Origin of the sequence: Herpetosiphon llansteffanensis (assembly GCF_003205875.1) — a bacterium.
In the GTDB taxonomy this organism is placed as follows: domain Bacteria; phylum Chloroflexota; class Chloroflexia; order Chloroflexales; family Herpetosiphonaceae; genus Herpetosiphon; species Herpetosiphon llansteffanensis.
The window spans coordinates 1-20308 of sequence record NZ_PUBZ01000120.1 but is presented as its reverse complement, the minus strand read 5'-3'; the positions used below and the strand labels follow the sequence as shown (position 1 = coordinate 20308).

General features: G+C 45.9%; 19 protein-coding genes and 3 tRNA genes. 8 read left to right on the top strand and 14 right to left on the bottom strand.

Features of this window, described 5'->3' with window-relative positions; genetic code table 11:
* Positions 1-43: 43 nt before the first annotated feature.
* The 8 genes from C5S61_RS26660 to C5S61_RS19235 form a co-directional block, all read right to left on the bottom strand.
* Complete coding sequence (locus C5S61_RS26660) at positions 44-376, bottom strand: hypothetical protein (RefSeq protein WP_124033469.1); 333 nt, start codon at positions 374-376, stop codon at positions 44-46.
* Positions 377-474: 98 nt separating this feature from the next.
* Positions 475-810, bottom strand: coding sequence for a hypothetical protein (locus tag C5S61_RS26655; protein ID WP_124033468.1), 336 nt, complete (start codon positions 808-810; stop codon positions 475-477).
* A gap of 101 nt (positions 811-911) precedes the next feature.
* On the bottom strand, positions 912-1262 hold the full coding sequence (locus tag C5S61_RS26650) for a hypothetical protein (protein WP_124033467.1): 351 nt from the start codon (positions 1260-1262) through the stop codon (positions 912-914).
* Between the two features lie 31 nt (positions 1263-1293).
* The gene (locus C5S61_RS19255) at positions 1294-1773 is read right to left on the bottom strand and encodes a cytochrome c-type biogenesis protein (protein ID WP_110517623.1); all 480 of its coding nucleotides are present in this window, start codon (positions 1771-1773) and stop codon (positions 1294-1296) included.
* A gap of 13 nt (positions 1774-1786) precedes the next feature.
* Positions 1787-2281 (bottom strand): hypothetical protein, encoded by a 495-nt coding sequence (locus tag C5S61_RS19250; protein ID WP_110517621.1) that lies wholly within the window; start codon positions 2279-2281, stop codon positions 1787-1789.
* Between the two features lie 71 nt (positions 2282-2352).
* Entirely contained in the window at positions 2353-2859 is a 507-nt protein-coding gene (locus C5S61_RS19245) for a hypothetical protein (protein WP_110517619.1), read from the bottom strand.
* A gap of 70 nt (positions 2860-2929) precedes the next feature.
* Positions 2930-3403: a hypothetical protein gene (locus tag C5S61_RS19240; RefSeq protein ID WP_110517617.1), complete on the bottom strand. Its 474-nt coding sequence runs from the start codon at positions 3401-3403 to the stop codon at positions 2930-2932.
* 76 nt (positions 3404-3479) lie between these two features.
* Positions 3480-3944, bottom strand: a complete 465-nt coding sequence (locus tag C5S61_RS19235) for a hypothetical protein (RefSeq protein ID WP_110517615.1) — start codon at positions 3942-3944, stop codon at positions 3480-3482.
* A gap of 348 nt (positions 3945-4292) precedes the next feature.
* Here C5S61_RS19235 and C5S61_RS19230 point away from each other — a divergent pair, with 348 nt between their 5' ends.
* The 6 genes from C5S61_RS19230 (at position 4293) to C5S61_RS19205 (ending at position 10111) form a co-directional block, all read left to right on the top strand.
* Positions 4293-7289, top strand: coding sequence for a 3-keto-alpha-glucoside-1,2-lyase-like domain-containing protein (locus C5S61_RS19230; protein ID WP_124033466.1), 2997 nt, complete (start codon positions 4293-4295; stop codon positions 7287-7289).
* 351 nt (positions 7290-7640) lie between these two features.
* Positions 7641-8405: a hypothetical protein gene (locus tag C5S61_RS19225; protein WP_110517609.1), complete on the top strand. Its 765-nt coding sequence runs from the start codon at positions 7641-7643 to the stop codon at positions 8403-8405.
* Between the two features lie 12 nt (positions 8406-8417).
* Positions 8418-9620: a 3-keto-alpha-glucoside-1,2-lyase-like domain-containing protein gene (locus C5S61_RS19220; RefSeq protein WP_110517607.1), complete on the top strand. Its 1203-nt coding sequence runs from the start codon at positions 8418-8420 to the stop codon at positions 9618-9620.
* Positions 9621-9762: 142 nt separating this feature from the next.
* Positions 9763-9838 (top strand) — tRNA-Arg (locus C5S61_RS19215).
* 26 nt (positions 9839-9864) lie between these two features.
* A tRNA-Ser gene (locus C5S61_RS19210) sits at positions 9865-9956 on the top strand.
* Positions 9957-10035: 79 nt separating this feature from the next.
* A tRNA-Arg gene (locus C5S61_RS19205) sits at positions 10036-10111 on the top strand.
* A 34-nt stretch (positions 10112-10145) separates the two neighbouring features.
* On the opposite strand, the gene pnuC is transcribed toward C5S61_RS19205, so the two are convergent.
* The 4 genes from pnuC to C5S61_RS27345 form a co-directional block, all read right to left on the bottom strand.
* Positions 10146-10781 (bottom strand): nicotinamide riboside transporter PnuC, encoded by a 636-nt coding sequence (gene pnuC, locus C5S61_RS19200; RefSeq protein WP_110517605.1) that lies wholly within the window; start codon positions 10779-10781, stop codon positions 10146-10148.
* A gap of 7 nt (positions 10782-10788) precedes the next feature.
* On the bottom strand, positions 10789-11793 hold the full coding sequence (locus C5S61_RS19195) for an AAA family ATPase (RefSeq protein ID WP_110517603.1): 1005 nt from the start codon (positions 11791-11793) through the stop codon (positions 10789-10791).
* 9 nt (positions 11794-11802) lie between these two features.
* On the bottom strand, positions 11803-12567 hold the full coding sequence (locus C5S61_RS19190) for a slipin family protein (protein WP_110517601.1): 765 nt from the start codon (positions 12565-12567) through the stop codon (positions 11803-11805).
* A gap of 292 nt (positions 12568-12859) precedes the next feature.
* On the bottom strand, positions 12860-14272 hold the full coding sequence (locus tag C5S61_RS27345; RefSeq protein ID WP_110517599.1) for a DUF1986 domain-containing protein: 1413 nt from the start codon (positions 14270-14272) through the stop codon (positions 12860-12862).
* 317 nt (positions 14273-14589) lie between these two features.
* Here C5S61_RS27345 and C5S61_RS19180 point away from each other — a divergent pair, with 317 nt between their 5' ends.
* Both C5S61_RS19180 and C5S61_RS19175 read left to right on the top strand, forming a co-directional pair.
* Complete coding sequence (locus tag C5S61_RS19180) at positions 14590-16101, top strand: helix-turn-helix domain-containing protein (protein ID WP_124033465.1); 1512 nt, start codon at positions 14590-14592, stop codon at positions 16099-16101.
* 73 nt (positions 16102-16174) lie between these two features.
* On the top strand, positions 16175-17623 hold the full coding sequence (locus C5S61_RS19175; RefSeq protein ID WP_110517595.1) for an outer membrane protein assembly factor BamB family protein: 1449 nt from the start codon (positions 16175-16177) through the stop codon (positions 17621-17623).
* Between the two features lie 45 nt (positions 17624-17668).
* Here the strand turns inward: C5S61_RS19175 and C5S61_RS19170 are convergent, their stop codons facing one another.
* Both C5S61_RS19170 and C5S61_RS19165 read right to left on the bottom strand, forming a co-directional pair.
* Positions 17669-18454 carry a hypothetical protein gene (locus tag C5S61_RS19170; protein WP_110517593.1) on the bottom strand — a complete coding sequence of 262 codons (786 nt, stop codon included), beginning with the start codon at positions 18452-18454 and terminating at the stop codon, positions 17669-17671.
* Between the two features lie 50 nt (positions 18455-18504).
* Positions 18505-20052: a DUF8728 domain-containing protein gene (locus tag C5S61_RS19165; protein WP_110517591.1), complete on the bottom strand. Its 1548-nt coding sequence runs from the start codon at positions 20050-20052 to the stop codon at positions 18505-18507.
* Positions 20053-20308: the final 256 nt, after the last annotated feature.

The following is a 20308-nucleotide window of genomic DNA, read 5'->3' as shown; positions in this document are numbered from 1 at the left end:
GAGCGCTGCACTCATCTTTTGGGTGCAGCGCTCTTTTTTGTCATTAAAACCTAAATGATAGCAATCTGATGACTATCAGAATTATTGGAATGAGTGGTAGTCCAATCGTAAACCAGCGCATAAATGCTGATGTATGATCAAAGCGATATACGCCATAGAACAAGAGGAGTGCTGCTAACCCACAGCTCGCCATGAGTGCCATTCCTGACATTCCGCGACAAACAGCTTCTCGATCAACTCCACAGGCTCCGCCAACCAACAATGTTGCAACAACGAGAAAGAAACCGGTATTCAAAATATTGAGAATAACCGAAAATCGCCATTCAAATTTAGGCTTTTTCGGGTTTGTTGGCACATGATAATTGATCTCTGGCATACAAATCCTGTTCGCTACCGATAATTAAAATCCTTTGCTCACGTATGGAAGCGAAATAGCGATGAGGAATGACGTAAGCTATGCTGCTAGAAAATACGTTATGACCATAGCAACCAAAGAATGCTGAAGCTCAAAATGGTTAGGCATGGCAATCCAAGCATTATCCAACGCATAAATGTTGATATTTTGTAAAAGTATAAAAAGCCAATGCCAATTGCTAATAATACAGTAGATAATCCTGTAGTTACAAGTAATAATATATACCAAAATGCACGACATACAACTTCTGGATCGACACCACAGGCTCCACTAAGCAATGAAAATAAGCAAGTCCCAAATAAAGCTGTATTCAATATATCCAAGATCGATAATACAATAATTCCACGCTTCGGCTTTTTCGGGTTTGTTGGCACATGATAATTAATTTCTGGCATACAAATCCTGTTCGCTACCGATTTAAAATCCTTCGATCACGCATGGAAGTGAGGGTAGGTTGTTGCAACAAGTAGATTATCGTGCCTAAGAAAACCTGCTATTACCAAATAAGCCAAATAATTGTAAAGATAAGCATCTGGATACTTGGCACACCAATTGTTAGCCAGCGCAACGATTTTTCTGTGCGATTCATAGTGAATAAGCCTTTTAAACATAAGATTACCGCCAACCAAGCGCTAAAGAAGAGTGCCAATCCTCCGAGCCCACACGTGGTACTCCCGCGATCAACGGTGCATGAACTGCTTACAAGGCGTAATTCAACAAATGCAAAGAATCCTGCATTCAGAATATTCAGAATAGCTAATAAGTTCCAGTCAAGCGATCTTTTATAGTAGGTTGGAACTCGATATTTAGGATATTGTTCGGTATAAGGTGGCTCTGGCTTTTGCATTGGACGCTCTCAACTTGATGCTAGGCAGCTTTTACACATACTCGCTGGTGGTTTCGTTGAGTAAATTTGGCAATACCAAGCGCACAAGTACGGCGCTAATTCCAATCGCAATTGGGTGCAAAATCAATGGCCACAACGCAGTATCGCTGGGATCAGCCCGAAGCATCAGCCAGCGAATACCAAGCAGCAACCCAATGATGAGGGCTGGCAATAACCACAGCAACCATTTTTCGGCCCGTTGTTCGGGGTCGAGCCAGCGCCGCCAGCTATAAATGCCTAGCGTTAAGATCAGGCTTTCGGCTAGGCCCAAGCCCAAGCCAAAAATCGCCCCAAAGCCCATCGCCAAGGCCGCCGCTGCCAAAAACGCCGGATGGCTAATGCCGACTAAACTAAGGCACAGGCCATACGCCGCGCCTGCAAGGCAGCCAATTGCGAGGCCAAAGCCTAAACTAAATTTGCCAATTGTCCAGAGATTCGGCTTGGGATACGGAGCCGTCGTTGAATGAAGCATCATCTCTCCTTGATTATAGTTCATCTAAGCGACCTAAAACTGCTGGGAAGGCTAATACCATAAACAAAACCAACAGCCAATTTGGGTAAACAATAGAGAGATGCAGGAAACTTAAATTGCTGCCACTGCCCAAAAAAGCAGCAAAATAGGCTTTGATTGAATAGTTGGCTGCAAAAAAAGGATACCAACTGAGGCTATGCAGGCTACTCAAACAGATTGGCGTTAGCAACCATAGCCCGAAATTGCTGATCAACGTTGATCCAAACCTTTTGCGCCAGTTACGAATGATGATTGCAACAATTGGGCTGCCAATCAAGCCCATCGCTGCCCCATAGACTACCCCAATAACCGCCGCCACCAAAGCAACTGCAAAATCAGCGAATAAGCCAAGGGTAAAACCATAGATGCCGCCTACAACGACACCCAAACCAATGCCATATTTAAAGCATTCGTCGATTAATTCGCCAAGGCTTGGTTGCAGATCAAGCTCGCGATTAAGCTCTTCCATCGTGCATACTCCCTTAGTAAAGCAGATTCTTCGCTCATAAGCAAGTATGCCAAGTGCATGTTACAACCTTGTTACAAGGGCTTAATCTCTGGCGTTGAGGCAGGTTTAGGGGCTAGCAGTTTGGGTAAGATTAGCCGAATCGTAATTCCAATAATTACACTTGGCCCCATCGCATAGCTGAGGGTTTCGGCTTCCAACAACCCTGCAAATGGATGCTGCTGATAATGATCATCATTCAGCAGTGCCATGTACCAAAGGCAAAAATAGCTCAAGGCAATGCTGCTGGGAGCCAGCCAATAAAGATTTGCTTCGTGCAGATTGCGTGGGCTGAGCCATCTGCGCCAGCAGTAAATCTCCAGCGCCAGCAGCAACCCGCCAATTGAGCCAACAAACATCCCTATGATGAGTCCAAAAATTGCCCCAAAAATCAATCCAAGGAGCAGATCGACCATGAGTCCTACTACTATTCCATACAAGCCGCCAATAATCAGGCCTAAGCCCGCACCATATTCGAGACATTGGCTAACTATGGTTATAAAACGGACAGGAGTTTTGGGTTTAGCCGAAACCTGATCCATAAACGCTCCTCGCTCTATTAATGCTGAATCTTTGTCCACGAACAGAGTGACTAGTGTAGGATTCCACCTATTAATAAGACTGAGTTTCATAGAGGATGCTTGGAATCACCATAATCAACGTAATGCTCATAATGATCAATGGCCAGGTTATAAAAATACTCAAGAACTGAAAATGCGTGATGTTGATAAGCAATTCTTTGATGAATGCGCCAAAACCATAATGTGGGTTGCTAATTTGATAGCAAACAACCAGATAGCTAAAGCCGATTGGCAATGGAGCTAACCAACGAATTGCTTGCTCGCTCAGCGTTGCTGGTTGCAGCCATTTGCGCCACGCATAAATCAGCAACGCGAGCATCCATCCACCAATCAAACCTGCACTTATTCCAATCAGCGGCCCAATGATCAGCCCGAAAAATAAGCCCATAAATAAGCCATAGATCGCTCCGATGATTGCACCTAATGTAATCCCACGTTGAATACATTCTTTCAGAATTAACTGCCAGCGCGGTTGGACGATTTGCTGCACAGGTGGTTGCTCCATCTCAGCTATTCCTTAACTCAAAACGACCAAATTTATAATGGTGCTAGGCTGTTTGCAAATGTTATGTTGTGGAAGCTTAGATTTTTGCAAGGATTAGCGGCACGCCACATACAGTGCTGGCGCTGATGATCAAGCTTGGCCAGACGACCAGTCTACTTAGCCGCGTATTGTGGGTGCTATTTAACAGCAGATTGTAGAGATAGTGATCAAGCCGAAGCTGTTCGCCAAGTAGGCCATAACTAATTAAAAGATAGCCAATGACAATCATTAGTGGTGCAACCCACAGCAATGAGTAATTGCGCTGGTTTGTTGATGGAAACATGTGTTGCCAAGCATAAATCATACTGGCCAAGAGCATGCTCCCAACAACCCCAACAATGCCACCAACTAAACTACCAACGATAAAACCACGCGCTACCCCGAGATACGAGCCATAGATCGCGCCGATGCTTACGCCCAAGCCTGGCCCTCGCTGAATACATGCATCCAAAATTGCTGCGAATGCTGATTGGAGGTTGGGATTATTGGGAACATGATACATCGCGCATACTCCTTGATTAGGCTTAATATCTTCGCTCACAAGCACTATGCCACGTGCGTGTTACACCAGCGTTACAAGCGACAACCTTTGCACAAGCAATCGTTTGAGGAGCCTTAAACGAGCGTTGTTGAACACACTTTTTTGCAGTTGGAAAATGGTTTGACAATACATAGATCATGGGATATGGTATAGCTGGTTGAAGTTGAGAAAAGCATGAGAGAAACTACAAGAATTCTGAGAATATTCTTGTAAATCATTTTTATCTCCACCCATCAACTAACGAATCATTTTTACTACTAACGCACGAATTGCCATATTTTGTGGTTTTTTACGTGCGCTGGAGGCCGTATGATCTCTAGGCTATTTCGTCATGCCTCGATTCTGTTGGTTTGTACACTACTGTTAACCTTGTTGGTTCCCGCCCAAACCTTTGCTCAAGATCCAAAAGAGCCAGTGGAGCCAAGTGTAACTGAAACACCAGCACAGAAAGATCCAGTGGAGTCAAGTGTCACTCCATACGTGCTGCCTGAAAGACAACAGAATTGTACACACCTACCACCATTAAGTACTCAACCGTATGGTACTGTGACTTTACCTCTAGTCAGAGTACAAAATAGTAGTGGTACAACGATTAAATATACTATGAAGGAAACCTATCAAGTTAAATGGAATGTTTTGATTACAGGTGGAGGCACATCTGGACCTAATAATGCTACTTGGGGATTGAGTAGTGAGGTTCAAAACATCTCTCAAGCAATATCGAGTCAAATAGTTACTATTAGCAATGAAGGATATTTTGATATTGTTCAAGATTTTGATCTAGTTTTAGAGGAATATTTGTATGTATGTGGAGTACTGGTAGATCACTATTATAAAGTCCGAATTGCTGAATATAGTGCTCACAGTCCGTCACCTAATCCTATTACGAGTAACGATTTTACAGACTTTAGTAATTTCACATGTGAAGAAATTCTTTATAATCCTGCTTATTCGATAAAAGAAATAGTACATCCATCTGTTGAACAACAATATACGTTTATTGATACATTTGTTTCATCGATTGAGCTTACGATGGGCGCGCCTGGAGTAGATATTAAGGGAAAGTATGAAGTTACCACAACTGATGAAACTGCTCTGGGTTATACTGTTCCAGTTTCGACTTCAGTAAACTACTATGTACGGTTCTTCTACCAAGGTCGCTTATATTTCAAAGCTTGTACTGCCCCCTTGGGTAATTTTCAATCGAATATAGTTGGATGGACAAATGTTAAAGGTCAGTGGAGTTCTACTACAAGCCATATGGGGATTTTAGGTACTATGGATGGTACAAGCGCAACACGTAGCGGCTTTTACCTCTCAAATACCCGTCATGATCAGCGATTTACCCTAGAATCACAAATGATAATTATTGATTATGGGGAACCCGATTCTAACGAGCACGCTGCTGGTTTGGTCTTTCGGGCTGGTATGCTGGGGAACCCAGAAATAGGCAGTGGCTATGTAGCTGCACTAACGACAAAAGGCCCGAATGGACAACCTGGGATCAAGTTATTTAGATATGCCTCAGCCTATACTGAAATCGCCTTTGTGCCATTTAATGTTGCGATTGGGGTACTGTATAATGTGAAGGTGGAGGTAACTCCAGCTCCAGCCTCGCGAATCAAAATATCGGTTAATGGCACTGTTAGAATGGATGTCGCTGATCCTGAGCCACATATGGTGGGTTATGCTGGCTTAGCAGTGTATCGCGAACAGGCTGCTTTTAATCATGTAAATCTCACTAATCAAGGCTCGACTCCTCCAAGCGGAACCTTTATTACCAATCTTGAAAATCCTTGGATAAAGAGTCCTGCAACTGGTTCTTGGACTCAAACAGCCAATGGTTTAACGGGTTCAGGTGGAGGTGATAACTTCTTCACATCGGATACGAAGGCTGCTAATGGTGAGTTGAGCGCTGATGTTACCTTAGGAGTGCCAGGCGAGACCGCAGCTCAATCTGGGCACTTGATTTTTCGGATTCAAGATAAAGTAAATCCAGCAAGTGGAAGTTACGTCGTCGATCTATCATCGTATGCTGGTGGGCAAGTCCAGCTGTTTAAGTTCCCCTATCAGCTTATCAAAAATGTTAAGACACCGATTAGCAATAACCAACTGTATAAACTCAAAGTTGTTTTTGTTGGGCCAATCATTGAAGTCTACTTAAATAATCAATTGGTGATTAGTACCATCGATAACACGTATGTCGATGGTTATGTGGGTCTGAATATCTATAGCTCAACCGTAACCTTTCAAAATGTGCAGTTAGTTAAAAATAATGCCATTGCAAACTTTGTGACCAACCTTGCAGATCCGTGGGTGAAGAGTCCTGAAACTGGTCTATGGGTTAAAAGCCCGAATGGTCTTATTGGATCAGGTCGCGGTGATAATTTCTATACCTCGAATACACAGGCTTCCAATGGTGAGTTGAGCGCTGATGTTACCTTAGGAGTGCCAGGCGAGACCGCAGCTCAATCAGGGCAATTGATTTTTCGGATTCAAGATAAGCTCCATCCAGCAAATGGAAGTTATGTCTTGGATCTATCATCGTATGAGGGTGGGCAAATCCAACTGTTTAGGTTTCCCTATCATCTTGTCAAAAATGTTAAGACACCAATTGTCAATAATCAACTGTATAAACTCAAAGTCGTTTTCGTTGGGCCAGTCATTGAAATCTACGTAGATAATCAACTGGTGCTTAATGCCGTTGATGACACATATGCCGATGGTTATGTGGGTTTGAATATCTATAACACAACAGCAACCTTTCAAAATGTGCAGTTCAATCCAACTAGTGTTGTAGAAAACTTTGTGACCAACCTTGCAGATCCGTGGGTGAAGAGTCCTGAAACTGGTCTATGGGTTAAACACTCAAATGGTTTAATCGGTTCAGGCAGAGGTGATAACTTCTATACCTCGAATACGCAGGCGACTAATGGTGAGTTGAGCGCTGATATTACCTTAGGAACCAAAGGCGAGACCGCAGCCCAATCAGGGCAATTGATTTTTCGGATTCAAGATAAGCTGCATCCAGCAAGTGGAAGTTATGTCATTGATATTTCTTCGTATGAAGGCGGGCAAATCCAACTGTTTAGGTTTCCCTATCATCTTGTCAAAAATGTTAAGACACCAATTGTCAATAATCAACTGTATAAACTCAAAGTCGTTTTTGTTGGGCCAGTCATTGAAGTGTACTTAAATAATCAGCTGGTGCTTAGTGAAACTGATGCCACATATGTAGGCGGTTATGTCGGTTTAAATATCTATAACACAACGGCAACCTTTCAAAATGTGCAGTTCAATCCCTAAACTAATGATGACACCCTAGGTACAACTTCTGAATAGCTCAGTCACCGTAATCTCCTCAAGCGCACTCATTATCGAATTCGATAATGAGTGCGCTTTGCATGCGACCTATAACAACTCTTTAGACTATGGTAGGCAATAGGGAAGAACACGCTAGATTCGGAATTATTTTTGATTGTAGAAGCATCCCACTGTTGTACATGCCCTATTGTATAAAGCTAGACCTTTGCTTTGCTATTGTAAAAGTCTAGCTTATACTGGTTTATAACAACTTTTATGCGCTAGCCTCGTATCAATAGGCGTAGTTTGTTAGCCGTAATGACCGTAGCTGGCTCAACGCTGATGGAGAGACTTATGATGAAGAGTATGCGTTTTGTACTCGTGATTGTAGTGGGACTGATCGTGATTGTTGGGGCCTTATATATTGGGTTTAGAAATCAAAGAGCTTCTCGCGAGAGACCAATTGAAGCTCGTACGGGCAACCCGGTTGATTTTAGCCAACATCGTTGTGAAGAGATCCTCTATAATCCTATCTTTCGGGCGCAACGAGTTATTTATCCCATGACTGAAGTAGAACCTAAACCAAAAGACCAAATTAGCTTCGCAATCTCGGGGACAGTGGGCTACACACTTTGGTTTAATTATAAAGGCTATAATTATCAAAAAGCATGCCCAGATCAACCGAATATTCTGAATACCAATATGGATGAATGGAGAATCGTTAAAGGGCAATATCATCTAGGCATAATTGGTATTGATCTTTTTGCTGCTGGTTTTGATAAGCCACCAAGTGGTTTTTATATGTCTCGTAGCCGCCACGAACAGCTCTTTACGCTTGAAACCGAGTTGGTGATGGAAGATGCGCTTGAGCCAGATATGAAAGAACATGCCGCTGGCCTGGTTTTTCGGGTTCCTGCATTTGATAACCCCGAACAGGCAACTGGGTATGGCGTTGCCTTGACCACCAAAGGGCCAGATGACCAGCCAGGAATCAAGCTATTCAAATATGATGCAGCTAATACGGTGATTCAGTTTGTACCATTTAATGTGAACATAGGTCGGCTTTATCAGCTCAAAGTTGCTGTATCGCCAGCCCCTGATCCACGGATCAAGGTTTGAGTTGATAATGGTTTGCTGATTGATGTGGCTGATCCTGAGCCGAACATTGTTGGCTATGCAGGAGTTATGGTCGGCAACGAAGTCGCACATTTTGATAATGTTTATCTTACCAATCAAGGCTCGCCGCTCGCTGCTAGTCCGCTTAACAGCAATCTGCAAGCGCCTTGGGTCAAACTCCCACTAACCGATTCGTGGCTTGAGGCTGGCGATAGCCTACGCGGTACTGGGCAGGACGATAGTTTTTATATCAGCGATAGCAAAACCGCCAATGGCCAATTGAGTGCTGATATTCGCTTTGATGCCCAGTCAGCAACTGCCGCATTGCTCTTTCGGGTGCAAAATAAACTTGCACCAACCAACGGAAGTTATGCAGTTGGCATTTCGACCGAAAATGGCGGCGAGCTTAAATTATTCAAATTTCCCTATCAACTAATCAAAATCGTCAAGACCCCCATTGTTCAGGATCAGCAGTATCGGTTGCAGGTTGAATTTATTGGGCCATATATTCGCGTGCTGCTCAATGGGCAGCTGCTAATTGACTATACGATGGATAGCAGTTATATCGAGGGTTTTGTTGGCTTGAATGTCTATCGTTCAACCGCAAGTTTCCAGAATATCCAATTGACCCAGCCCCAATTGGTTGAGAACTTCGCCACCAATTTGGCCGAACCATGGCAGGTTGAGGATTATCGATGGCCAGCAAATGACCTAACAGCCCAGAAAATCACGCGAGGCTTGTTGGTCTCAGCCATTGATCACGGGTTCTACCTATCCAATACCCAAACTCCTAATGATTTTCTGTTTGAAAGTGACATCATGTTGGTTGCCGACCCTGCCCGTGAACAAGCGACCGCTGGTTTGGTCATGTTTGGCGAGGATGTAACTTCGACTGATAACTTTTTGATTGTGAACCTGACGACCAACAACGGTGGCGAGGTGAGTTTAGTGCAATACCCTGATCAGGAGAAGGTTGGGGGAATAGTTAAATATACTGAAGCGCCTTTGGCTAGTTGTAAGCTGCCAATTCAAAAAGATGTGATTTACAAGCTTAGAGTAGAAGCAATTAGCGGTAATTTTATGCGTATTTCATTGAATGGGCAACCTTGTTTAAGCCATTCCCTCGCAGAACGCTATCAGGGTGGTTACTTTGGCTTCGTTGTGCATGAGGGCAATGCGCTGTTTAATAATACCTTTGTGCTGACACCATTGAACTAAAACCGCATCATTAAATGGCTACGAGCAAACCCTGCAACCTGCATAATCGAGGGTTTGCTCGTAGGCAAGGGCTAAACTTGCAAAATAGAAAGAGCTGTGCTATACTTTCATTCGTTGCTGAAACGCAACGCAAAACGAATGCGACTCCGTAGCTCAGTGGATAGAGCGTTTCCCTGCGGAGGAAAAGGTCGGGCGTTCGACTCGCCCCGGAGTCGCCACTCTTTTTACAATCAAAACCCCACTAGGGAAGGTGGCAGAGTCCGGTTGAATGTACCGCCCTCGAAATGCGGCAAGGTGTAAAAACCTTCGTGGGTTCGAATCCCACCCTTCCCGCCACCAACTTGGCAGCACGCAAATGTGCTTTTTTTATTTAATGCAGGGTGTGTTCCATAACGATACCTGCAAAATCTAATGCGACTCCGTAGCTCAGTGGATAGAGCGTTTCCCTGCGGAGGAAAAGGTCGGGCGTTCGACTCGCCCCGGAGTCGCCACTCAAAAAAGAGCACCCTTGGGTGCTCTTTTTGTTTAAGCTGTTTTGCGCCATAAGCGCCAACCATTGCTTGCCAACACCAAAAAGATGGCATACAGCAGCGCAACTAACAGCGTGCCCTTAACCGCATACAGCCAAATTGCAATCACATCGACTGTAATCCAGTAATACCAACATTCGACCCTGCGTTGGGCCATTAAAATCGTGGCGGTGAAGCTCATGACGGTTGTCAACGAATCAATCAGCACATAACTTGCTGGCTCAGGAAAATATTGTGGTAGCCATTGATCAATATTGCCGATAATCCAGGCCAATACCAGCGTGCCAACTACGGTAATTCCAATTGCAAGCAGGTTATTGTTGCGCGAGCTATAACGCGGTTTGATTGCCACCTGATCTGCTGGCCGCGACCAGTGCCACCAGCCATAAATCCCAGTAAAAAAATAATAAACTTGCTCAAACGTATCTGCATACAGCTGAATTTGGTAGAACAACGCGAAAAAGAGCACTACGCCAATTAAGCCAATTGGCCAATTGCTGACCTTTCCCCGCCCAACCAGCCAAACCGACCACAAATTGAAGATCGTGCCCACCAATTCAAGGTAGCTCATCGGGTAGTCAAACAGCGTGAAGGCAATTGTGTTTATATCAAAGAAGCTCGCAAGATCCATAAACACCTCAACTTGGGTTGGCTAAGAGATTCTGAAACAGTTGGTGGCGTTGTAATAAACTTTGCACTTGGGCGATGCGTTGCTCAAGCGTGCCCCGAATTAAATAATAGGCTTGGCGACGGGTATGCAACTCAGCTAGGAGTTGCTTTTGGAAAATAGTGCGCTGCACGTCGCCTGATCGATCCCATGTATCGGCGTAGGGAATATCGGTATCGCAAACCAAAACCAAATCGTAGCGTTGTTGGGCTTGGTCGGCCAATTGAGCTAAGCGTGGCTCAGCCATACCATGGTAGCTCAGGGCAAAATGATAGGTGGTTAAGGCATTCGTATCAACAAATAAATAAGCATTGCTTTGCAACAAATGCGCTTCTTCGCGGGCCAAATGACCCTCGGCAATTTCGACCAATTGCTGTGGCGTGAGCCGCCGATTGCTCTGATGTTGCTCCCAATATTCGCGACCATACTCTGGCATCCATTGGGTGTTGAAGCGTTCGGCCAAGGCCGCAGCCAGCGTGGTTTTGCCTGTCGATGGCGCACCAAGCAGCACGACCTTCATAATCAAATCGCGATAAACCAGCGGGTGTAAAAACTCGCGGTAGCGATAGGGATCGCTGCGAATTTTGGTGGCTGAGATTGGTACTTGGCTGCGCGCTGCATCAACTTGACGATTGATTGCCCCAAGCGCTTGGCTCATATGCTCGCCATAAAATTCGCTGGAATAAAAATGGCTGATATGACTGATGCCAAGCTGCTTGATGACATAATCTTCATGGAGCTTTTGAATCTCAGGGGTGTTGCCGATTGCGCTTGGCCCATCCCAAGCCTCAATTACGTGGGCCTGAGGATACAGCATGCGTAGCCAAGCACTCCGCACCGATAAGGGTACGTTGGTTTGTTCTGGGCTATCGTAAATGATAATGTGCAGCTCAGCCACTTCGCTGAGCGCAGTTTCAATCATCAATTGATGGCCTTTGTGCAACGGGGCAAATTTGCCGAGAGTTAAACCACGCATTCAAATATCCTAAACTTCAGGTTGCGTAAAATCACGATCAATTGTTTGATCATTGTTTGATTGATGCACATGCAGCACAATCGTATTGCTCTTGTTGCTATCGAGGGCTTGTAACACGCGCAAATTCATCAGCGCTGGATTGCGATCGAGCATGCGCGAGGCATTGGCCAAACTACGCAACACTGCTTGCTCACCACGGGCTTGCTCTAGGGCTGCGGCAGTTTCGCGTTGCACTTTGGCTTGTTGCAAGGCAGCTCGTTTCAACTCGGCAGGCAGGGTAAAATCTTTGATTTGGACATCGCTAATGCTTGCGCCAAGCTCGGCGGCTTTGGGTTGCACCAGCTCAAGAATTTGTGGCGCAATCTCGCTGCGATCAGCCAAGAGTTGATCAAGGGTATAGCCTGCGACAACATCACGCAAAGCAATCTGTAAATCGTTATAAACCACCGTTTGGGCGCTGGCATGGCTATGCATCCAATGCTCAGGCTGCTTGATCTGTAGAGTTGCGACCAGATTGAACTTAACGCTGATCAAATCGGCGCTCAACATTTCTTGGCCACTTACGCTAAGCGAGCTTGGGCGCACATCGAGCTTGGTAATATGATACTGATTGTGTAAGAATCGGTGGCTGCCTGGCTCAAGCAGCGCTTGAAATTTGCCATGGTGGTAGAGCAAGCCACGTTCATGCTCATAAATTGTGGTGACAGGAAATAAACGGGCTACAACAATCGTGATAATGATCAGGATGATGAATCCAATCACAACGGTTTCCATACTCTCTCGCTTTCAATCAGATGTTACACGCCGCCCCATGTGCGGTAATTGGCGGAAAGCCCGTAGCTTTGCAGGGCCAATTACAGGTACAATACTGGATAAGCGTGTAACGGGTCAGGATTCGAACCTGGCATTCCATAGTGATAAGCCAAAAAGGCAATTGATTGGCCGCTACGCAACCAACACGCATAAGCTCATCAACTTAAGCATAACAAACAATTAATAATAATAAAAGCCCCAATCTACTGATGTAGACTGGGGCCTGCGATGGAACTAAGGTCAATCGTTGGGCTTATTGCAGGGTTACATCGTCCACGAAGAACGAGGTTACCAAGCTGCTGTCGGTCGTGCCCACGAATTGGACGCGCACGGTTTGGCCAGCGTAGGCCGACAAGCTAATGCTATCGAGCGTCCAAGTATTCTTGGTGCTTGCATTGCTCCACGTGCGCAAGGTGGTGATCAAGCTGCCGCTGTTGCTGTAGAGGCGAACATACAAGCGGTCGTACACGGTGCTGCCACTTTCTTGGGTGGTTACGTACCAGTAGTAGCTAAGCACGCCGTTGGCTGGCACAGTGACGGTTTGATAGATGCTATCGTTGCCGTTGTTGTAGCCAGCCAGCCAAGCGCTGTAAGACCCAGTGCGTGGGCGATTGGTTGCAATAATGCCGCTTGGTGATTGAACCCAGCTAGCGCTGCTTTCGAAGCCACCATTTTGCAAGCTGCCGCCTGGAACTGGCGTGCTGGTTGGCACTGGAGTCCCTGGAACGGTGGTTGGTACTGGAGTCCCTGGAACGGTGGTTGGGGTTACGCTACCAACATAGCCGTTGATCCAGCTGGTGTAGTTGGCAACTTTGGTGTAGACACCATATTTGTTTGGTTGTGCACAACCTTCGCCCCAGCTAACGATACCGGTCAATTTCCAAGCGCCGCTGCTTTGGGCAACGAATGGCCCACCGCTATCGCCTTGGCATGAATCTTTGCCGCCAGCTGCGTAGCCAGCACAAACCATGTTACCGGTAATATCGCCGTTGTAGGCATTTGAAGCATTACAGGTAGCGGTTGAAACGACTGGCACTTGCACTTTGTACAAGACGCTTGGTGATGAACCATTTTGGCTCAATGCACCCCAACCAGTGACGGTTGAAACAACCCCAGCGTTATACAAGGCATTGTCAACAGTCGTGGCGAAAGGAATCACTGCAACGCGGCTGTTGAGGGTCACGGCGCTACTGAGTTTCAACAATGCAATGTCGTTATCGTAGGTCGATGCGTTGTAGCTTGGGTGAACGACTGCTTGGGCAATCGTGCGGTTTTGTTCGGTGCCTTCGTTGCTCGTCCAGTTGTGGTCGCCCATCACGACGCTCAACGACGAAACCGAGAAGCCTTGCACACAGTGCGCAGCGGTCAAAACCCATTGTGGCGCAATCAACGAGCCACCACAATGCAGGCTGCCGTTGCGTGCTATCCGAGCTTGCCAGGGGAATTCACCAGCGGTAGCAGCCGAGCCACCAACAATCTTATCTGGTGGAGGCAATTGATCGGAACCAGGTTGCTTTTCGTCAACAACAGGGAGCGGATAGACTTCGACTTTTTTGCTGTCTTTGGCTGAGGCAGCGTAGCCGCCTAACAATACTGATGTGCTCAACACCGTTGTAATGACCGCAGCCCGTACCCGACGAATTGTCCAGCGTCCAGATCGTTCCATGATAGCTCCTTATGCACAGACCATACGCTGTAGTGTTATTGAGCCAAAGCTGTGTTCCCGCAACCCTGCTTGCTCGAAAGTAAAAACTTATTAACACTTACATATACGCTACTATAATTGACGAAATTGTTTGAATCAACTAGATTGTTTGTTAGATTGTTTGATGATTACGGCCTTTTCATGACGTGGCTCAAGCAATAAGACAGCCGGAGAAGCGCGAAGGCGCACACCTCAACACCGTCGTTGCCAATCATCAACCTATCAATTGTGAACCCGCTGGACAGCTCATCCATGTGAGGTTTACCGAGGTACTGCCTGTGGGACGCAAATCCAAGCAAGGTACGTCGTACCTTCGTCTACTCCGCGAAGAACGTGGGATTTCACTAACCGAGATGGTCGGGCTGGTTGGCTATACCAAAGGCTATATTTCAGCCGTCGAAACTGGGGTTTCCAAGCCAACGACTGCATTTTTACACGCTTATGAACGAGCCTTGGGTGTTGACGAGGGTAGTTTAGCCGCCAGCGCCGAACACGCTATTAGCCAAGTGCTCACCACCGCCCAAGCAGGCTTGATGCCTGAGCCACCAAAAATCGACCCCAGTTTGCTGCCTGTCGCTAATAAAGGTGCAGTGCTCGAAGGTGTGCAATCGATTCTTTTGCAGGCAATTGCCATGGTCACTGCTGCCGCCAAACAAAGCCCATGGCCCGGAGCCGAAATCGTCGTGACCTTTCAAAGCGAACATGATCCGTTGACGGTTTTTCCTGAATTGGCGGTTCCTTGGCGCTCTGCGTTGCGTCAAGCGCTGCATGCTGGCTGGAATGTTGTGCATCTCTGGCGCTTGCGAATTGAAAATCAACATCGTTTTGAGTTGATCGCGCGCATGCTTTCGATGCTTGGCTATCGTGGCAAATACCAGCCCTATCTTTTTCCCAATCATGTGTTGCCTGGCGCTCCTGCCGATGTGATTATTGTGCCTGGTCAAGGGGCTTTGTGGCTGTTTGGTAGCCGCCAATCTAAACATGTTGATAGTGGCTTTTTCTTTGCGCCTGATAGCCCGCATTATCAATTAATGAGCCAATTTGCAGCCACGATGCGTTCGCAAACCCAACCCTTGTTGGAGGTCTATCCAGAGCGATCATTGGATTTTAAGGCCTTGGCTTTGCAATTCGAGGCCGAGGATGGCGCTCAATTGCTGTTAAAAGAAGGGCTTAGTTTTCAATCGATGCCAATTGCGATTCGCAGTGCCTGTATTCAACGAATTTTGCAAGCGCCCTTGGTCCGTTCGTTGCAAGAGCAAACCCATTTGGAGCTGTGGTGTCAACAACTGTTAGATCATCATCGTCAACGGGTGCATTTATTTGAGCAATTTTTGCAAGATCGCCAACACGAGGCGCGTCATGTTGTTACGAAAACCGCAATTGTGCGTTTATTGAGCCATGGCGAGCTGCCTGCCGACGATTGGCTGCGCGATCAGCCGCAAAGCCAATTGACCTTGGCCGAGGCTTTGGCGTGGTTGCGCCATGTGATTTGGCTGTTACAGGTGTACCCAAATTATCAGCTGGCGATTGTTGATGCGATTGACCCTGCCTATTTTCCGGTGGCCTGGAAAGTCGAGGGTCGCCAAACCTTGATTTTAGAATCATGGCAGGTGGCTGATACCGAAGATGGCCGCGAAAACGTCAATATCATTATTCACGATCGCACGATTGCCCATTCATTCCGGGACCATTTTTTCAACTACTGGGAGCGTTTAGCCAATCGCGAACGTAATAAAGATGCAGTAATCGATTGGTTGCAACAGCAAGTGATGCAACCAGTTAAGCTGTAACGGCGCTTGGGTTGGCTGCGTACTGGCAACGCGCTTGTGTCTGTTGCATGCTTGTGTGCCGAAGGAGCCTTAAATGTCGCAACAATGGAATAGTAATATGGCCCCCTATCGCCAAGATCGTTCTTCGTGTATGCCGGTGATCCTCGTTTTGTTGATCTTGCTGGCAGCGATTGGTGGTGGCGTTTATTTCTTGCTGAATAAATCGCTTGATTCAGCAAAGTCGCCGCTTCGATCGGTACAAGGAACGACGGTAGGCATTGGTCAGCCTGTAGAGGTTGAACAACCAACCATCACTGGCTCGGTGCTCTATCATTCAACCCAATTGGCCTACGATCGCAATGGCGATGAACGCAACGAAGTCTTAGTGCAAGTGACGAGCAATAGCCAATATTCAATGGCCTTGCTCGATGGCGCTGATGGCAAGGCTCTGTGGCAAACTGATCTTGGCAGCGAATCGTATGAGCTGGTCTCACTTGATCAGCATATCGCGGTGGTCAAAGAACGTGATTTACGGCTCTTCAATGCCAAAGATGGCACGCTTGCTTGGCAAAATCGTCTATCGGATCGGATTCAACTGCACCCACCAATGCTGTTTATTAGCACTGATTTAATTGTGGTTCAGACCTACGATAATGTTTTGACGGCCTTTGAATTAGCCTCTGGCACGCAGCGCTGGCAAAAAACCTTGGCTGATAATTATGCACGGGCTTTAGCCAAATTTGGCGATGAATTATGTGCCACCGAGCGCGATGCTGAATCTGGTTTGGAATATATCATCTGTTATGCGTTGCAGACTGGCGAGCAACGCCAAGCAATTCAATTGAATGAAGATTGGACGGAGCACATCGAATGGATGGCCGACCCGCAAACTAACACTGGTATTTTGCGCATGCGCAGTGATAGCGATCCGGCGCAGCTGGCGGCAATTGGCCTTGATCAACAGCAACGCTGGAGTGTTGAGCTGGCTGATGATTTTGCCGATAGTTTTAGAAGCAGCGACCGCAGATTGGCAAGCAGCGCCGATATGCTGGCCTTTGGTGCTGGCGAACAGGTTGCGATTATTACGCCTGAGCATCAAGTTGTGACCTATAGTTTAAGCGATTATGAACTGCATCCAATCGGCTTTGATGCTGAGGTTTTGTATATCGCCGCAGTTAAACAGCGGGGCACGAATACTGTCAGTATGTTGGCGGTCAATGCCAAAACTGCTGAATTGCTGTGGCGGCTCGATGATCTTGGGACATCCAGTGATTGGAGCGGCAATGGCTCGATTCAAGGGGTCATTGTGCCAGGTGAGGGCATTGTTTTTGGCTGGCTCGACCAAGAAATTGACGATTTAGTACGGGTGCAATTGCTCAAACGCGCTGATGGCACAGTTGGCTGGTCGTTCCAGCAAGAGATGTTTATTGGCCAATTGCCGACGTTAACCCGCAGCGGCAATGCCCTGTTAATTCAAACAGGCGATGGCTTGACGATGGCAAACTTGCGTACTGGCGAAGGGTTGTGGACGCTGACCCGCTAAAAAGCACGCTGCCCCTTGATCCAGATCAAGGGGCATTTTTGTGGCTTATTGAGGGTGAGCAAAATTGTGCAATACTTGCACCAGCGCCGTCAGATCGAGATTGCGCACATACAGCTGGCCCTCTGCTTCGGGCACAAGCAACCATTGTTGTTGCTCGCCACAGACCAGCGTAAAGGCTTGTTGAACGCTCGTTTCTGGCTTGTTTTTCAAGAGTGCCAAGGCACTGATTGAGCGTAATTGCTCGAAGGTTTGGCCAAAGGCATCGGCGACGTTTGGGGCTAAACCACCAGTTTTTAGTTGCGCAACTACCTCTTCGCGTTTGATTGTGCGGGTGCTGGCAATACTCCGAAAAACAGTTTCGCTGAGCGTCCCCTCTAAGGTTGCGCCAACCTCAAGCTCAAGCGGCTCAATAATATCCAGCGCTGCTTGCACAATCTCGCGGGCTTGGGGCAGCGCAATCACTTGGTGAATGCCGCCTTGACCACGGTGAAAGAGATACTGATTGTTGGCATGATGAATATAATTTGCCTGTTGTTTTTGGCCAGCAGGTTGATGCAAAATGACCCATGTTTGGCTTGGTTGGCTGATGATGTTCAACCATTCGGCCACCATTGGCTCTAAAACTGGCTGGTCGTCAGTTAATTCCAACAAGCCATGGGCAATTAGGCTGCGTTCGGCAGTTCCAAGCACATAGTTTTGATATTGCTCAGGCAGATCGCCAAAGACTTGGTTGGCCAAATCATCAAAGCCCAGCGGCAAGGGCAAATCGGCCACAATCAAACAAACAAATAATTCTTCTTGGCTTAGCGAAAAGCCATGTAATTCACTCATGAGCTACTCCATAGATCGCGTTGAAAATCCGATTATACCAGTCGCGCCGCCTATTCTTGAGTAAAGTGAAATTCCGCATGCTCTGGTAAGGTTCGGCTAAATTGCTCAAGCAATTGCTTAACTTCTTCAACCATAGCTGGGTTGCGCACATAAAAACTAACCTCTTTATAGGCAACGATGGCAACAGGTAGATCTAGCTTAAGCTGTCCAAGCTTAATCCAATCATTGGGAATAAAACCTGTAAACCATTCGTCATAAATCATAATCAGGTTAGCATCATATTGTGTTGATAATTGATCCATCCATCCAGGAGTTTGCGATTTGCGATAATCAATCACATCAATATTCGATAATCCAAATAAATCTAATGTATAGTTATCATTCGTAAATGCAATTAATCCAATATCATTAACTCCAACGTTTTTCTTATAGTATTGATCGGTGAATAGTGCCATTTGATATTGTTGAAGATAAACGCTATTAGAGAATTTTGGTGTATAAATTATAGGATGAGCGTAATCTAAATATATGAAAAGCAGAAGTGAAATAAAAATAGATGTAAATAACTGTTTTCTGGTGCTACTAAGTATCTTAATGAGGAATTCTCTGTATAAATACATAAATACGATGATTGAATAGGTGATTATAAAGGTTTCATAGCGATAAAATGATCCAAGGGTTGTGCCAAATAATAAATAGAGCGTGATGGATAATGCAGTTATGCTAATAAATAATTTATGTGTTTTCTGGCGTAATTTTAAGCCAATTAATAGTACCATGCCTAATAAGATAAACCATGTCCGTGATTGCATTGAAATGAAAATAGTTCGCAAGAAAAGATCAAACGAATTTCGATTTGAAAAGAGCGACCTCTTGATAAGCACTGACGTTGGGAGATAATCGAGACCAAGGCTATGGATGAAGTAGGAAAAAGCTGCCAAAAGAGCAATTATGCTGATTAAACCAGTCGCAGCTAGCTTCCGATAGCCCTTAAAATAGAGAAATACGAGGATGGGGATTGAAATTGCAAGGCTTTCGTAACGGACTAAGGAAAGCAGAACCAGCATCCCAATCAGCGATTTATGCAATTTTTGGTTAATTTGTATCTCGAGGAGTTGATACATAACGATAACGGTTAACAATATTTGTAGCATATGTTCCATTCCCGACCAAATGAGTGGGGTCATGCTACAAATAATGATGAAGAGCGCGACAAAAAACGTTTTCTTTGCAGAACTCAGGGTATGTTGGAAAATTAAATCGATTATTTTATGAATAAAAAATAATGTTGCGAGCGCAAAGCCAATGTTAAGCAGCAAGGGCACATATTCAAACAAGGGAAGTCGGGCAAAGATGGCGAGGATAAAGGGCCAGAGAATACTGGATGATGGCGCTGATGGTTCAACCAGATTGATGCCATAATGACCATGGGCAATATTGCGGGCTAAGCTCAGATGAATATACGGGTCGTCAAGAATATACAGGAATTTCCCAGCATTCAAGGAATAAATCGCCACACCTTGGATGAACAAGATCAGTCCAAGAATCAGGTAGGGGATGACAGCGTGGATTGATTGGCTGTTTAGTCTGCGTTTCATAGTCCCTCAATCTATGTGCAAGGTGATTACGCGACAATGTTCGATAAAATATTAACGGCTAATCGCTACTATACCATAGGCCGCACGGACTGCTAGAAGGCCAAAAATCTTTGCAGTAAGGCCGCTGCTCTTACTGCATGACATCGATTGCTACTTGGAACTAAAAAGCTGACTCCATCAACGCTATCCGCTATGATATGGATGCTTAAACCTTAATCCTAGCAGGAGTTCGCGATGGAATCAGCCCCTTTATTAT

Bases quoted from the DNA above. Each gene is read 5' to 3' on its own strand.
- C5S61_RS26660 (WP_124033469.1), bottom strand. From the start codon at position 376: ATGCCAGAGATCAATTATCATGTGCCAACAAACCCGAAAAAGCCTAAA.
- C5S61_RS26655 (WP_124033468.1), bottom strand. From the start codon at position 810: ATGCCAGAAATTAATTATCATGTGCCAACAAACCCGAAAAAGCCGAAG.
- C5S61_RS26650 (WP_124033467.1), bottom strand. From the start codon at position 1,262: ATGCAAAAGCCAGAGCCACCTTATACCGAACAATATCCTAAATATCGA.
- C5S61_RS19255 (WP_110517623.1), bottom strand. From the start codon at position 1,773: ATGCTTCATTCAACGACGGCTCCGTATCCCAAGCCGAATCTCTGGACA.
- C5S61_RS19250 (WP_110517621.1), bottom strand. From the start codon at position 2,281: ATGGAAGAGCTTAATCGCGAGCTTGATCTGCAACCAAGCCTTGGCGAA.
- C5S61_RS19245 (WP_110517619.1), bottom strand. From the start codon at position 2,859: ATGGATCAGGTTTCGGCTAAACCCAAAACTCCTGTCCGTTTTATAACC.
- C5S61_RS19240 (WP_110517617.1), bottom strand. From the start codon at position 3,403: ATGGAGCAACCACCTGTGCAGCAAATCGTCCAACCGCGCTGGCAGTTA.
- C5S61_RS19235 (WP_110517615.1), bottom strand. From the start codon at position 3,944: ATGTATCATGTTCCCAATAATCCCAACCTCCAATCAGCATTCGCAGCA.
- C5S61_RS19230 (WP_124033466.1), top strand. From the start codon at position 4,293: ATGATCTCTAGGCTATTTCGTCATGCCTCGATTCTGTTGGTTTGTACA.
- C5S61_RS19225 (WP_110517609.1), top strand. From the start codon at position 7,641: ATGATGAAGAGTATGCGTTTTGTACTCGTGATTGTAGTGGGACTGATC.
- pnuC (WP_110517605.1), bottom strand. From the start codon at position 10,781: ATGGATCTTGCGAGCTTCTTTGATATAAACACAATTGCCTTCACGCTG.
- C5S61_RS19195 (WP_110517603.1), bottom strand. From the start codon at position 11,793: ATGCGTGGTTTAACTCTCGGCAAATTTGCCCCGTTGCACAAAGGCCAT.
- C5S61_RS19190 (WP_110517601.1), bottom strand. From the start codon at position 12,567: ATGGAAACCGTTGTGATTGGATTCATCATCCTGATCATTATCACGATT.
- C5S61_RS27345 (WP_110517599.1), bottom strand. From the start codon at position 14,272: ATGGAACGATCTGGACGCTGGACAATTCGTCGGGTACGGGCTGCGGTC.
- C5S61_RS19175 (WP_110517595.1), top strand. From the start codon at position 16,175: ATGTCGCAACAATGGAATAGTAATATGGCCCCCTATCGCCAAGATCGT.
- C5S61_RS19170 (WP_110517593.1), bottom strand. From the start codon at position 18,454: ATGAGTGAATTACATGGCTTTTCGCTAAGCCAAGAAGAATTATTTGTT.
- C5S61_RS19165 (WP_110517591.1), bottom strand. From the start codon at position 20,052: ATGAAACGCAGACTAAACAGCCAATCAATCCACGCTGTCATCCCCTAC.